Origin of the sequence: Paenibacillus xylanexedens (genome assembly GCF_001908275.1) — a bacterium.
GTDB lineage: Bacteria > Bacillota > Bacilli > Paenibacillales > Paenibacillaceae > Paenibacillus > Paenibacillus xylanexedens_A.
In genome coordinates this window covers 2506030-2521151 of the sequence record NZ_CP018620.1, presented here as the reverse complement: position 1 = coordinate 2521151, position 15122 = coordinate 2506030, and the positions used below count along the sequence as shown (strand labels likewise).

At 46.5% G+C, this 15122-nt stretch carries 15 protein-coding genes; 2 read left to right on the top strand and 13 right to left on the bottom strand.

Annotation, left to right across the window (positions count from 1 at the left end; genetic code table 11):
• Positions 1-36: 36 nt before the first annotated feature.
• Positions 37-1143 (bottom strand): deoxyribonuclease IV, encoded by a 1107-nt coding sequence (locus tag BS614_RS11055; protein ID WP_074094004.1) that lies wholly within the window; start codon positions 1141-1143, stop codon positions 37-39.
• Positions 1144-1313: 170 nt separating this feature from the next.
• Between BS614_RS11055 and BS614_RS11050 the strand changes: the two genes are divergently transcribed.
• Both BS614_RS11050 and BS614_RS11045 read left to right on the top strand, forming a co-directional pair.
• On the top strand, positions 1314-1781 hold the full coding sequence (locus tag BS614_RS11050) for a DUF2621 domain-containing protein (RefSeq protein ID WP_074094003.1): 468 nt from the start codon (positions 1314-1316) through the stop codon (positions 1779-1781).
• 159 nt (positions 1782-1940) lie between these two features.
• Positions 1941-2852 carry a TIGR01777 family oxidoreductase gene (locus BS614_RS11045; RefSeq protein WP_036610794.1) on the top strand — a complete coding sequence of 304 codons (912 nt, stop codon included), beginning with the start codon at positions 1941-1943 and terminating at the stop codon, positions 2850-2852.
• A 12-nt stretch (positions 2853-2864) separates the two neighbouring features.
• Here the strand turns inward: BS614_RS11045 and BS614_RS11040 are convergent, their stop codons facing one another.
• From BS614_RS11040 to BS614_RS10985, 12 genes are all read right to left on the bottom strand, one after another.
• Positions 2865-4634 carry a DUF6382 domain-containing protein gene (locus tag BS614_RS11040; RefSeq protein ID WP_074094002.1) on the bottom strand — a complete coding sequence of 590 codons (1770 nt, stop codon included), beginning with the start codon at positions 4632-4634 and terminating at the stop codon, positions 2865-2867.
• A gap of 49 nt (positions 4635-4683) precedes the next feature.
• Positions 4684-5199, bottom strand: coding sequence for an A24 family peptidase (locus BS614_RS11035; RefSeq protein ID WP_074094001.1), 516 nt, complete (start codon positions 5197-5199; stop codon positions 4684-4686).
• Positions 5200-5210: 11 nt separating this feature from the next.
• Positions 5211-6242 carry a hypothetical protein gene (locus BS614_RS11030; RefSeq protein WP_084174880.1) on the bottom strand — a complete coding sequence of 344 codons (1032 nt, stop codon included), beginning with the start codon at positions 6240-6242 and terminating at the stop codon, positions 5211-5213.
• Between the two features lie 29 nt (positions 6243-6271).
• Positions 6272-8500 (bottom strand): hypothetical protein, encoded by a 2229-nt coding sequence (locus BS614_RS11025; RefSeq protein ID WP_244898299.1) that lies wholly within the window; start codon positions 8498-8500, stop codon positions 6272-6274.
• A complete protein-coding gene (locus BS614_RS11020) occupies positions 8481-9155 on the bottom strand; it encodes a TadE/TadG family type IV pilus assembly protein (protein ID WP_074094000.1) in 675 nt (224 codons plus the stop codon). The genes BS614_RS11025 and BS614_RS11020 overlap by 20 nt, the downstream gene beginning before the upstream one ends.
• A complete protein-coding gene (locus BS614_RS11015) occupies positions 9139-9327 on the bottom strand; it encodes a Flp1 family type IVb pilin (RefSeq protein ID WP_074093999.1) in 189 nt (62 codons plus the stop codon). Before BS614_RS11015 ends, BS614_RS11020 begins: the two co-directional genes overlap by 17 nt.
• An 11-nt stretch (positions 9328-9338) precedes the next feature.
• On the bottom strand, positions 9339-10208 hold the full coding sequence (locus tag BS614_RS11010; protein ID WP_047842033.1) for a type II secretion system F family protein: 870 nt from the start codon (positions 10206-10208) through the stop codon (positions 9339-9341).
• Positions 10209-10220: 12 nt separating this feature from the next.
• Positions 10221-10964 (bottom strand): type II secretion system F family protein, encoded by a 744-nt coding sequence (locus tag BS614_RS11005; protein WP_074096793.1) that lies wholly within the window; start codon positions 10962-10964, stop codon positions 10221-10223.
• Between the two features lie 40 nt (positions 10965-11004).
• On the bottom strand, positions 11005-12309 hold the full coding sequence (locus BS614_RS11000; RefSeq protein WP_074093998.1) for a TadA family conjugal transfer-associated ATPase: 1305 nt from the start codon (positions 12307-12309) through the stop codon (positions 11005-11007).
• Complete coding sequence (locus tag BS614_RS10995; RefSeq protein WP_074093997.1) at positions 12306-13523, bottom strand: nucleotide-binding protein; 1218 nt, start codon at positions 13521-13523, stop codon at positions 12306-12308. The genes BS614_RS11000 and BS614_RS10995 overlap by 4 nt, the downstream gene beginning before the upstream one ends.
• Before the next feature lie 160 nt (positions 13524-13683).
• A complete protein-coding gene (locus BS614_RS10990) occupies positions 13684-14067 on the bottom strand; it encodes a VOC family protein (RefSeq protein WP_074093996.1) in 384 nt (127 codons plus the stop codon).
• 145 nt (positions 14068-14212) lie between these two features.
• Positions 14213-15076, bottom strand: coding sequence for a DUF6612 family protein (locus tag BS614_RS10985; protein ID WP_074093995.1), 864 nt, complete (start codon positions 15074-15076; stop codon positions 14213-14215).
• Positions 15077-15122: the final 46 nt, after the last annotated feature.

Below are 15122 nucleotides of genomic sequence, written 5' to 3'. Positions count from 1 at the left end.
ATTCTTCCTCCTTCAATTAAGCCATGACCTGCGGGATTAACCCGCAAGCCATGCAATCAAGCGATGATTCAGTTGTTCTTCATTCAAATGCGGGAATAGTGCAGCTTCAGCCACCATGTCATAGAGGCGTTCCAGCGGTTCGCGCGGATCTGCCTTTTTGGCTTTGGCATCATTTTTGAGCAACGTCCACACATCCAGAATATACGAACGAGACTCAATCTCTTTACCTTTGAAAAAGTGTTGCAACTGTTCTACTTCAGTCAGGAATTCCTGGCCGAATCGACCGGCAACATCCCCACGAAGCAGCGCAATCTCAACCTCATACATTGGACGCTGTGTCTTGGACTCTTTACCAATCCAAGGTGTCTCCAAAATAAATGGACGTCCTTGAAGCTTCTCATGGTTGACAATGCGGTTAATCGCCTCAAACCCGATCCAGCCAGAGCCAATTGGTGTATGACGGTCCTTGTGCGCACCCACAGCATTCTTACTATCATTAATATGCATTACGGCAATGCGGTCAAGTCCTACCGTGCGATCGAATTGTTCCAGTACACCGTCAATATCGTTAACAATATCGTATCCGGCATCATGAATGTGGCATGTATCCATACACACAGTCAGGCGCTCGTTATACGTTACTTTCTCAATGATCTGGGCGATTTCTTCGAAACTGCGACCCATCTCCGTACCTTTGCCAGCCATGGTCTCCAGAGCGATGTTCACATCCGTGTCTTTCACACCCTCCAGCACTTCATTCAATCCTTCTGCGATCCGTCCGATCCCATAGTGGGCATCTTTGTCTGTAAATGCGCCGGGATGTAATACGATGTTTTTCACACCAATAGCATGTGTCCGACGAATCTCTTCCTGAAGGAAATCTACAGCCAGTCTAAACGTATTATCTTTGTATGAGCCAAGATTAACAATGTACGGTGCATGGACAACGATATCTTCCATTCCACCCTCTTGCATGGCAACTTTGCCTTCTTCAATATACATGGACTCAATTGGCTTGCGACGTGTATTCTGTGGTGCACCCGTATATATCATAAACGAACTGGAACCGTACGAGGACGCTTCCTTCGTTGCACTCAATAATCCCTTGTCCGAAAAGGACACGTGGGAGCCGATTTTCAGCATTATTGATCCCCCTTATTCTGAATTATCCCTTATTCTAACGCGATTATCGAAATAAATCTAGAAATGCGCTATAATTCGGGATAGAGGCTATTTTTTACAGCTAATATGTGGAACATGGGTAGGCGGAATCCGTCTTTCCGTGAAAATCAATGAACCGAGGTGACTCCGCAATGATTTTCGACTCCTACGCGATAATACTGAACAGCTATTCCCCCAGCAATTGGTTTATGAATACGATCGCATTCTGGACTTTTTTATTGCTAGGCAGCATGTGTATCGGTGGATTTTTCATGATGCGCAAGTTTTTGAAAGTGCTACCAAAAGCGGACGGAAAGTCCAAACTGGATTGGCAGAATTATTGGGTTGAAGCCAGCCGTCATTTATGGACAGATGAAGCCAAATCTTTTTTGGATCAACTCGTGGAGCCTGTGCCTGGGCCATTTCGTGACATCGCCAAACATTCCATTGCTGCAGAAATCGGTAAGATTGCAGTCGAAGACAATGCCACGGAAGTATCGAGAGATCATTGCATCAAAGGATACATTATTGCCACACCGAAGCGGGATAATAAGTTTTTGGTAAAATTTCTGGAGAAAAACAAAATCGATTATTCCCCTTATCAACATTTGATTAAATAAAATAAAAGATGAGTTAAGTGGCATATAGATTTGGTTAATTAGATACAGATATGCTCCGTCAGGTAAGTTGTTCCCAACAGACATTGCTTACCGTACGGGGCTGTTTGTCGATCCAATCGTATGTATCAGCGCAGTGAAATTACAGAGAGGATGTTTGATATGAAAATTGCCATTTGTGGAGGTACCGGATTTGTGGGAGGAGCACTTGTAGATTACTGGCTGCAAGCCGGGCACCATGTGAAAGTTATTACACGAAAACTGCCTGACTTGCATAATCCAAGTAAAAATCTTACATATATATCGTGGGAACAAGTCGAAGAACAACCTCACTTGCTGGAAGGTATGGACGCTCTCGTTAACCTTGCCGGAGAAACGCTGAATCAACGTTGGACAACCAAGGCGAAGCTGGAAATTGTTGAATCCAGAGTCACGACCGTAGCGCGGGTAGCCCGATTGGTAGAATCCCTGGAACAAAAGCCGGAAGTGGTCGTTCAGGCTTCTGCCATGGCCATCTATGGAACCTCTCCTAACGAAACCTTTGACGAGAGCAGTCCGCAAAAATCAATGAATTTCCCGTCCCGGGTCTCGGAACAATGGGAAGTTGCTGCAGATGCAATCAAAAATGTAAGACTCGTTAAAATCCGGGTAAGTCTGGTTCTTGGACATAAAAGGGGTGCTTTTCCATTGATGAAACTTCCTTATATGCTGGGTGTTGGTGGCAAGATCGGCAGTGGCAAGCAATGGACTAGCTGGATTCACATTATGGATATCGTAAGACTCATTGATTTTAGCATTCAAAATAAACAAGTGTCAGGTCCGGTCAATGCTTCCTCACCGAACCCTGTTACCAATGATGAATTCGGTCGTACGGTCGGTAAAGTGTATCATCGCCCTCACTGGTTCCCCGTACCCAGCTTCCTGATTAAAACCTTGGTCGGAGAACTATCCGTTGTCGTGCTTCAAGGGCAGAGAGTCATTCCGCAAAAAGCTCTCGACCACGGATTCCAATTCACTTTCCCTACCTTAACCCAGGCACTGGAAGATCTGAAGCACCGCGGCTTATCTGACTGATTGAACTATGTCTTATCCAACCGACCGATAGGTGTAGACTGATTCCGCAAGTGTAAATGTGTCTCCATCCGCCAATGGATACTCCTTATACGGAGCAAGAATATTGCCCTGAAGAATGGTGCCATTGACGGAACCCAGATCCTTAATCACATAGCCCGATTTGTTCCGGCTCAATTCCACATGAGCACGGGACACGCCGGTCGCTGTGTCCACCCACTGAACCATGTCTGCTGATCTTCCGATGACAAAAGATGCTCCTTGCACATCCATCCGTTCATGTTGGTCACTGCTTCCCGATCTTCGTTCAAGATAATAAGACGCCATCACCGGGCCTGCCCCTGTAACATTACCTCCACTCAGATTCTGCAAATTCACGGTTGCCTCTGCAACTGAATCCTGTCGAATTAGCTCTGAAGTTGAAGCTACCAATTCCACATGGCGCTGAACGAACGGTGGATCAGAGTGTTCAGGTGTCATATGCAGACTTTGATAACGGGAATGTGCACTTCCTTCTAAAACCGATTCAGTCGCTTGTTTTACACGTTCCTCTTTCCTATTAGCTGTATTCCAGCGCCAACTTTCCTGAAATGGTTCCTCTTCATCTTCCGTTTGCTTGCCTTTGTTCTTACCTAAATTGAATGAAAAAGACCGCTTATTCTCTGAGTCATTGTTAGGGCTTCCCTTGCGCTTCCACGTCCATCCTGCTACACCAAACAAGCCAAGGCTGAGTACCATGCACAGGATCATCTGCGTCTGTCCCGGTTGCTCCATGTAAATAAATCTCCATACCAATGCCATGGCAACCATGCAGCCCAATATGATATAAGTTACTTTGGAAGATCCGGGCTTTTCCTCCACTTCCATATCAACACGCTCTAGCGAATCATACGAGTTACTTCGTCCCTGATCCATGCTGTTTGAGCTCTCTAATGGAAATTGCTCAGGTGAGCGCCTGCCTGGAAAGGTTCGAGATCTCACCGGAATGTCTTCCACCTCGATTTCACTCGTTCTCTGCGGCTGACGGAAATTTTGTTGCGGCCCCACAGCAGCATTCAGAACGGGAGCACCGGGTTGATATGGCCGATAAGTACCAGTGGCTAGCCTGCTATCTCGCTCAGAAATCGACGAATGAAGATCACCTCTTGGATCATCGACGGTTTCCGACTTTCTGGACGAGAGAAATGCTGCGCCTCCTCCATTCTCTTGCTCGTCAGCATATAATTCCAACAGAAGCTCTCGTAACTGTCTGATATCCCAGCGTTCGTTGTCACATAACTGCAGAACACGCTGAATGCCTTCTCCCTGCAGTTCCTGTACATGTGCCATCAGCCTGATCACCAGCTCACGGAATTGCTGAGGTGTTGGATCAACTTCAACCGTATCCATGATTGGTACATATACCATCCCAAGCTCACCCTGTTCGAATGAACCGTTGATGAACAAGTACTCTTCCTGGATCAATAATTTACGTGGCTCCAGCATATATTGCCGGCATTCCGTGAAGGCATCAGCTAGTTGGAACAACAAACCATACAGAACACGCAACCTGATTTTGCTTGACTTTAACATCTGGGATAACATCTTGTACCCTGATATGTCGTACTGCAAAGTTACATTTCGATCGACTTCCCGAATATGAACAGGAAGAAGTCGCGGAATCTGATTGGACGATAACATCCCCATCTGTACCCGGCTCAATTCCTCCATTCGTAATCCGTCCTCTTTCTCCAAAACCATGAACGCTCCGCCGTTACGAATAAAATCTCTCGTTAATCCATACATGCCAATCCTCTCTTTCCATTGCTAGTCTCAAATTTCTCTACTCCTTCAGTTAAGGGAACAGTCCCGGGATAAAGACCGTGATAAACCCGGGCAATACGGCCAGCATAAACGGAAACTTCAATGTCTTCTCTGTGTTAAACAGCTTGAGGGAACCAAGCATGAAGAACCCGGCAAGATTGCCTGCCATGCCCCGAATCCGTTTCGCTGAGTCCTTTCGGAATAGAAATATCACTAAACCAATGGCTCCCGCATACAAAACGGAGTAAATAATGACATGAATGCCAAAAGCAAGCCCCGTCCATGCGCCAATCCCACCAAACAATTTCACATCTCCTGCCCCTACGGCTCCAATCGCATACATTAGAAACAAAATACCAAAACCTGCTGCAAATCCAGCGGCTGAGAACAAGAAACCATCCCAACCTCCCCATATGATATGGGCCAGTACGCCTGTAACAGTCACAGGTAAAGTCAATCGATTTGGAATTTTCATGGAACGAATATCTGTAATAAAAGCTGCAATAATGTAAATGCTACAGGCTATGTAAAACCACTCCACCTCCATCATCCCCTTCCTTATTTTCTGGATGCCACGGTAAACGTAGTCTCCGTCTTGGCACCGTCCCCTGTCTCAACAACAAAACTCCATGTTCCTTCGGTTGTCCGAGTACCAACAAACCAGTTCCATTCAATAATTCCATTCTCATCTGCGCTGGCCCAGCCAATGTGCTTCGCAGAACTTTCACCTGACTTGTAAAATATCGTTAAGTTGGCTGTCGCTCCTGGTTCTACCTTCACCTTAATTGTTGCATTGTTGCCTATGTAAGCCGGGTCAGGCTTCGACAGTACCGTTGCTGAACCCGCAGTATCCCCGTCTCCTGCGCTGCCATCTGACCCTTCTCCGGTATCTCCAATCCATACCCGTTCTGCCGCAGCAGCCTGAATCCGAAGTGGTTTACTGAGAAAGGGGACTTTTATCGGCAATTCATAACTCAGTTCAAGTCGGAAATATGGATTTGTTTTGTTTTTGAGATCAGGTATCGAAATACCATTCACATGAACACGTTCCATATTCAGCAGCGTTGGCTCGATAAAAGGTTGAAGCAGCGGTTTTACCGTGGGATCAAGTACGGTTTCCAAGACGGATGTTTTGATCTCCTGTAGTGGCTGTTCACCACTGGCCGCCGCTGAACGTACCCAATCACTTAATGGCTCGGGTAGAGAAGAAGAATAACCTTCTGCCCATTCCGTCAGAGATAACTCTGGTATCTTCCAAACTCCTCCTGAACCTTCTCCGCCGGCAGAATCAGAAGGTGTGAATGCAAGGGAAACGGGATATATTTTCGTTGATAACTGCTTCACCGCTTCCCCCGCCGTGCTTTGTAACGCTGTGGAGATTAGACTCATTTGCACTATGAAGATGAGAAACATGATAAAGAACAAGAAGACAGGTAACACCAGTGAAGCTTCCAGAACCATACTGCCCTGTTCCTTTTTTGGAGAACATATCTGCTTTTTGAGAGACTTCAAACGCTGCAATCTGATTATTCTTGTTAAACGAATCTGCATTTGTGCGCTTTCTTTTTCATAATGTTGCTGCTTGTCCATAATCCCTCCACCGAAACGATCCTGATCATTCAATAGGAATAATCCGCCTTCCGCTCAATGAAAAATCGCCCATCTTCAACTTGGTCCGCACTACCCATAACTGCACCTATGCTTCTAACCACCCCTGGTAAAAACCACAGCTTGATGCTACTACGCATGTTACCCGAAGCATACGTCTGTTTCTCATCTGGATTCACACCGGTATTCAATCGAATTAGCGCCAGCATTCTGGACATTTTGCGTTCATTGTTGCTATGCATCAATAGGAACAATCGGAGATGGTCCCTGTACGTCAGTTTGACTTTGATATACTTGGACAATTCCACACTGCCCTCTTTTGCTAGTTTCACCATATCCGCGATGGCGTTTGTAATCCCATATAAGATTGCCGCCGATAAAACCAGAAGTGGGTTCCCCAGCTTGCTGTGCTCAATTAACCCTTCTGCCGTCCGAATAGCCAGCCGCATCCCAAATATCTCCGCATATGCCGCAGCGATGTTACCCGAAGGATTATGAAACCCGTAGACGATATACTCCAGTTCCTGATTCTCCAGTTTGAGAACATCACCAGCATCTCCACCACCTTCAGTCCAGGTAAATAACTGACCAAAATCCATGGAATTGAAATAGGCTAGAGCATATTCATTCTGAAATAATTCGTCACCCAGACTGTCCAGCAAACCGGACATCCCGCCAAACAAACTGTCCATTCCCTTCATGGCATCGCCACCAGAGTCATAGGGATCTCCAGCAATCTCTGCCTTTTTGGCTTCCTCACGACTAGCCTCGTTAAAAGAAATATTAGCGTTGTAATATTCCTCCAACTGTTTGAAAGCGTCCATGGAACCCGAACTTCCATTCTGAATCTGCGACAAGATTCGTTTGACATCCTTCAATTTCCCTTTGGATTCTTTGTCATTCGCTTTGCGCTGGGCATCCGACCCACGACCACTCTCCAGCTGCTGCTTACTTTGCAGGATGAGATTGGCAGGACCGCTACGTACATAGGTATCCATATATCGTTCCGTAACCTGACTTGCCTGTCTGACCGCCGGTTTAATCGGAACACCGCTCATGGCCGTGACACTGCGAAGCTGTGTATTCAATTCCATGTTGTCTCTTCTGACGTTAGAGAAGTCCGAATTTTGGGAAACAACCCGTGCCTTCAATTGATCAAATAGGCTATCTGCCCTCACAAGCTCCGAAGCAAGAGAACGTGTGCTTTTAGCTTCACTGCCTGATCCAGTAGATGCAGGACTCGTCCCAGGCAAATTCGAGTTGCCGACGTTGTCATAGCTCGCATTCTGCGAACGGTTCTCCCCCTCCGCGATCACACGTTTCATTTCCTCATTAACTTTGCGCGCTTCTTCGATCTTGGACTGTGCTTCCTCCAGCTTTGTTTGATGGGCCTGTAACGCGGGCTGTATGATCATGCTGATGCCTGTCACCACATTACCAACACCAGTCCGATAACGAGCCAGTTCCAATATGTATTGTTGCTCTCTGAACGCCAGTCCCTCATCTGCCTGTTTCTTGTTCAGATAATCTGCATAACGTGCCGCCGCCTCGGCAGCTGTCTCAGGTGTTTCTTCCAACATTTCTTCATAGATGGCTTGTGAAGGCGGGTCCATGATCAACTTCGGAAGATTCTTCAGTTTCTCCGCGGATTCCGTCTGATTGGCAATGGCTTCATCCAGTAATTCTTCACGTTTGTCATATAACTTCTGTAATTTTTTCAGCAAGTCTACCGTGTGCGCGGCTTCCTTCATCTCGTCTGATATCGGTTTGAACCGATTGATCACTTCAAGGGTAAAATCAACCGGAGCCCGATACTTCATATCCTCCTGAATCTGGCGATTAAATATATCGTATCTGCCCAGTTCACGCTCCATGCTCAGCGAAGTTGTATCCCACTGGATATCCAGAATGGGGAATCCATCTTTTACAGCTGAAGGCTTCACGCTATCATTCAACACTTTAGCCATAATCGCATCCCCACTACTGTCGCCATACCCGAATAAACCATACTCCCGGAGTGATGTGTCATAGGCTGACATGACGGATCTCATCGCAGCATGTGTCATGCGTTCGGTCTGCACCTTGAATGCCGCTATACGAGCGTAATCAATAAATATAGCGACAAACATATAAACTCCGGCCAATATTAATATTAAAAAAAGGGTTACGGCTCCCAATTCACCGTCTTTTTTTCTAAACAGCTCCGCCCTCCTCCTTTTCTCACTTTTTGCTTTTGCCAAAATACTGCACAACCTGTCCGGCTTCCGCTGCAGTACTCGCGGCTTCACCGCCTTTGCCTTTAAACTTGGCTGCGTAATAACGGACCAGATCTACCGTTCGAATGAATTCAACCGGCTCAACAACTGCGGACGATCCTTGAGTGAGGACACGGTTACCTGAATCGAACAAAAAAGAAGGAAGAGGCAAAGAAATTACTTGTTCCAACTTAGTTGTTACTTTCCGCTGAATCAGAGAATTCTGATACTCAATCGTTCCTTTCATAGCTGAGGGCATATGTTGCACCGCTTGTGCTAATTTCTGTTCCGAGAGATTGCCGCCTTCACCAGCAGGTATAGAAACGCTAACCTGATTGTCCGCTCCCGCCCAGCCAAACAATGCTCCAAGCATACGATCATCCGTCAGTCTCCAGTACAGATTGTCATGTTCTCCAGCGACAAATTCACCCGTCATCGCCTGCTTGTGGCTGTTGTCCCAGCTATAGGCTGCACGTTCGGAAGCTGCATAAGCATGTTGATTCAGGAATGTCTTTTGATACATGTACATGGTGAAGAAGAGTAATAACACAAGAATAAACAGCACAACAGGGAAGATCAGGGAGGCTTCAACGGTGAAGCTCCCTTCTTCCTTTTTGAACTTGTTATTCGAAAAATTCATTACTTTTATTACTCACATTAGTTAACAGTCTCTCTACCAACGTCTTAATTTGGTTTTTAAAAATCAAAGCAATAATGATAATAACCCCGATAATCAGAATCAGTTCCAACGTGCCGAGTCCGTCCTCTTCCTTCCAAAATGCGTTTACCTTGTTTTTCAATACTTCCATCATCCCAATTCCTCCTACATATTCATCATCATAAAAGCAGGTGCCCCGATCATGACCACAATCGTAAAAAAGATCAGTACCATCGGAAACACCAGTTTGGAAGAAGCCTGTTCTCCCTTCGCCCGACTGACAGCCTTGCGTTTCTCCCACAACACATGTGACAGATCCCGCAGCGCCAATACAAAGTCACCTCCCCCACGCCGGAAATTCAGCAGCACCGTTGTCGTAAAAATCGTCACTTCCTGCACACCGCAGCGACGACTGAACTGTTCAAATGATTGTTGAAACGAGTAACCATTATTCCAATCTCCCACCGTCTTTCTGAGTTCGTTGTACAACGGATGATTCCGTTCCCCCTGGCTTGTCACACAGTGAACGATGGCACGTTGTACGGTCTCCCCAGCCCCCACCAATAGAACAATTCGGTTCAGCAGCTCAGGCAGTTCCATAAGAATATCCTGGTCTCTTCGCTGCACTTTCGTATTGAGGTCTTTGTAGAGCGCAAAAGGCAACGCTGCACCAAGCGCGAGCCCACCCACCATGCCTCCGATACCCATATCTCCAACGAGTGATAACAGGCAGCCCACCAGCAGCATGAGCCACGTATAGGTCAACATTTCGGCGCAATACAGCATCGTTTTCTCTCCACTGTGCTGTATGCCATACATTTTCTGAATGGCATGTTGCATTCGAAACATGAGCACTGGCAATCTGCGTCCAATTTCAAACTTGTCCAATATAAACAGGAAGGGACCATGCAATTTTTTCAGTCGTAACCCTTCCATATCCAGTTTGCGCAAATGCCGGTAGGTCTGCCCCCGGGTTCGATCCAGCACCAGCCATCCCGCTCCGAGCATCCCTGCGACTATAACGGGAAGCAGCATCTTTTCAGCTCCTTATACTTTGATATCCATAATGCGATTAATCCACAGATAACAGCAGGCGAGTACTGCCAATGCACCACTAGAGATGAGGTACCCCATCCCGCTATATAACGGCTCCATAAAGTCCTTAGCGGTCAGATTGAGGAATATCAGAAAAATAAATGGAGCGGCAAACATCACCTTTGATTCGAACTTTTTCTGCGATACCGCGACCATAATATCCTGCTGAATGTCCAACTTCTCACCAATCACCGCAGAGGTACGACGCACAACTTCAACCAGATCCCCGCCAGTTCGTTTGCACGTAATGAACACATCTGCAAAATTCGTAATATCTTCAATCTGCGCCCGATCCGAAAAATCCTGTAATGCCTCTTCGATTGGTTGTCCATACTCCATCCGTGTCCGCAATATCGTGAACTCACGAATCAGATCGGTATCCGCTTCCGGGTTCAACATCCGCAGATCCTCCACGGATTCCTTGAATCCATTTTCCACCGATTTTCCTGCGGCCAGTGCTGAAGATAATGCATATAACGCTTGCTTAAAATGTAAACTGAGTGTCATTCTTTTTCGTTCCAACAGCACTTTAGTCCAATGTTTTGGTACCCATATGCAACCCGCAGCCAGGATCGCTCCAGCCAACCAGTGATGGTAGAACAGAATTCCGATGCCAAAAAACAGCAGACCACTAATCAGCATACAGACCATTCGTTGTCTCCGGGAAAGCGCATATACGGTGTAATCCGTCAACATCTGTCTGGCTTCACCCAACAGTAATCACCTTCCAATGGCTTTAATTCACGTTGTTATCTGATGAATCTATTCCAACACTATATTGTTCTATGTATTCATCCAGCCATTTCCCGAGCCCAGCCATCTGAATTTTATCCACCTGATTCAACTTCCCCACCTGTACTAACCCGCCAATAATTTTGCCTTCACGCTCTTCTTGTTCCTGGAAACGAAACAGTGGATTCAGCATAACCTCACCGTTCTGCATGCCAATCACTTCACTAATCTCTGTCACCCGCCGTGAGCGGTCTCGTAGCCGGGACAGATGTACAAAAATATCGATTGCTGAACTAATCTGCTGCCTTACAACCGCAATAGGAAGATCTGCACCGCTAAGCACCATCGTTTCGAGTCTACTGATCATGTCCGAGATAGTATTGGCGTGCCCAGTTGATAAGCTTCCATCATGTCCTGTGTTCATGGCCTGTAACATATCCAGCGCTTCTGCGCCCCTGACTTCCCCAATCACAATCCGGTTCGGACGCATCCGTAAGGAAGATTTGATCAGATCCCGAATAGATATCTGTCCCTTGCCTTCGGTGTTTGCATTCCGCGTTTCCAGTGATACCAGATTGGGTACCGTAACAATCTGTAACTCAGCCGAATCCTCAATGGTAATAATCCGCTCATCGGCAGGGATGAACTGTGATAATGCGTTCAGAAAGGTCGTTTTTCCCGATCCGGTCCCACCTCCAATGAAGATGTTGTATTTGCTCCGTACCAACTGCTGCAATAATTCTGCCGCTTCTTCATGCAGGGCTCCCTTTTCAATCAGATCGGACATCTTCATCGGTTCACTGGGAAATTTACGAATCGTCATCGTGGGGCCTTTCAAAGCAATAGGCGGCAACACGATATTGACCCGGGAACCATCCTTTAAACGGGCATCTACGATTGGAGAAGACTCATTCACAATCCGGTTTACCCCGGACACAATCATCTGGATAATATCCTCGAGCCGTTCCCTTGACTCAAATTCAAGGGTGATCTGGCTGACTTCACCTTCCTGTTCCACAAAAATCTCCTTGTGACTATTGATCATAATCTCCGTAATATCGGGATGATCCACAAGTGGCTGCAAAATATCCAATCCACGAAAGGAGTCAAATAATCGCTGTACCAGCGTATGACGCTCTCCTGAGGTCAGATCATCCAGCTTCGGGTCAGTAAGAACTTTGCGTTCTATCCCCTGCCACAGTTCATCATCTCCTGCGGAAGAGGTTAAATCGAGGCCAGCCCTGACTTCCCTGCGCATCATCTGAAACTGTTCTTCACGATCCAGTATTCTATTGGATGAATCCGTCATAGTGCCCACCGATCCTGCTTCTGAATTCGTCCCGTCTGCTTCAATTCTTCTTCGCCATCTTGTACCAGCATGGCACATAATCTCTTCACTTCACGTTGGAAGATCGGAGAACTAAGCATGACTTCCTCCTGACTGAGTTGCTTCCAAGAAGGAATATAGGGCAACACTGCATCCAGATGCAGATCAGGGCGTGGGAGTATATTGACGACATTGTCCCGATATTTGTTAACCACAAAGCGTGAACGCTCGAGCATACTTTCATACAAATCTGGCTTCGTACGCTCAGCATGCTGTAACCATTGTCCCCAACGATGCATGGCAGATATATCATCCTCAACCAGCCAGACAAATGCATCTGCAGTATCCAACACCCCTTCACTGCGCCCATCCCAACCGGAATCCCCATCCAGAATCAACACGTCATACTGTCCACAATCCGTTAAATAACGAAGCAGATTCGACGTATCCTCACGAGTCATTTGCAACAGTTCTTTCCGATTCGATAATGGCCAGAACACATCGGATTTCAACGCTTCATGCCGGACCACATATCCATCTACGCCCTTCGATTGTACCTGTAACTGCTTGCCGGATTCCTTTCTGCCCACCTTCAGATCGTATAACAGGCGGGACAATCCCGTCTCCGCATCCGGGTGACGCTGCCCACTTCTAGTTAGTCCCTTTTCCAGAAACGGGAGCGTACTGTCCAGCGTCTCCAGATTCAGATAGAGAACAGCATAACCTGCAAGTCCCAATTGCTTCGCCATATGCAGGGCCACTGCCGTTTTGCCACTTCCACCTGAAGCGGATACTACACCGATGGAGAGAGTCTCTTGTCCCGGATGGTGAACCTTCTTACGGCGTGGCTGCCGGCAAGCATGCATCACAGCATCCAGCAAAGCAGGTAAGGGTTGATATTTCATCAGCCGCTTGGCCTCATCTACCTCTTCCATCCCTTCACTAAGCATTAGCCAAGGTACACCTGATACTTCTCCCCCGTTATTCAGCCAGTCATTCAGAAACTCCGGTTCCGCAATAACCAGATCCGGTAATTCTCGACCTTCTTGCTCATTCATGTGATCCTTGAACGAATCCTCTTGGGAGAATGCCGTGAAACGCACATGAAGACCAGACGAATTCCCCTGTACATAATCAAGCCAGGCGCTAATGTAATCTCTATCCTTTGAAACCAGAACAACCTTCAGTACAATCAATTTTTCCTTCCCTCCCTGTCAAAAAGCACAAAAAAGCACCGTCCAATAACCGCATGAATATGCAGTACATGGACGGTGCTTCCGTCACGTGCTATGAATGTATGGATAATATAGCATACAATTTCTGGGGGAGCAAGGGATTTATTCTAACCCTTTTTCCTTAAGAGTTATACGGTGAATCGAACTCAATAATGTTACGGTCCGGATCAAGTACAAAAATCTGCGCGAATCCAGCCACGCTGTCAGGTCTCGCTTCATACACAATTCCCTGCTGCTCCAGCCAGGCTATAGTCCCTGAATAACTGGTGACCCAGATCGCAAAGTGACCGTCTGTAGTATCAATCCCAGCCTCACGTAACGTGTGACCCTCCGGGTGCTGAAGCAGATGAAGCTGCTGGCTGCCGATAGCGTACCATGTACCCGTGGAGCGGAAGGCTGGACGTTCAATCTCCTGCATGCCTAGTAACCCCGAGTAGAACTTCTTCGCGATTTCCAGATCACGTACAGCCAGACTAACATGGTGGATGTGTGCATATTCAATCATCTTTTATATCCCCCTCTCTACTTCAATATGACTATACTATAATACCTTGAACCCTGACCATAATCTCCGCTAAACAGAAAAACACCCCTGATTCTAATCCGGTAAACCTCTCGGCTCACACAAATCTAGTTCAGAGGTGCATGTTTTATTTAGCGCTATCCAATGCTTCTTGTGGAATCTTGATCTCTTCCACTTGATCGTGGTTAGAAAATGTACTGTTCATCTTCATGTCCATCGTCATTTTCTGTCCATTCTGTTCCATCTCCATGACCATGGTTACGTCCGTACTTGCAGGCAGGTAGGTTTCTTTGTTGATCATGTATTTCATCTTCATGCTGGTGATATTCATCTGATCAAGCATGGCTTGCATCTGGGCATCCGATCCGTTTTGCTCCATCACGGCTTTGGCCAGTTCCTTCACGTTATCACCGGATACGTCAGCGTTAATCACATAATTGTCGCCTTCTTCGGTCACTTCAGTATCTTCTTCAATCTTTTTGAATTGCTCCAATTCACCTTCCGGGTTCATGCTTGCTTTCATCTGCTCAATCAGTTCCTTGGTTTGAGCTTCAGGAATCGCAACCCATTGATCCCCAACTTGAGAGTAGATTTTATCCGATGTGATATACTGCTTCACGTTCTGAGCTTCCTGTCCCGACATTTCCATTTTCATCTCTTGATAGATCATCATTGGATCTTTGATAATATCCATCTTGAGCGATGTTTTAACCTGTTGATCCTGGGACTGTTCACCAGCATCCAGTTTCAGATTCTGATCAATGTTTGCTTCAGTTGTGAAGCTTTTCATTTCTTTGGTTGCTGCATTGGTTTTGGTAATCAATTCGTCCAAGGTAGGGATCTTTGTTTCCTGCTCTGCAGGTGTATTACCCTCGTTAGATGTTTCGTTGTTAGTCGCTGGCGGCGTTGCCGTATTATCTGTATCGTTACTGCATGCTGCCAAGCTCACTGCTAATAATGCCCCGATAAATAATGTAGTCCACTTCTTCAAGTTGTTGTCCTCCCAAAATAGATATGATCTGTATTCATTACCCAAT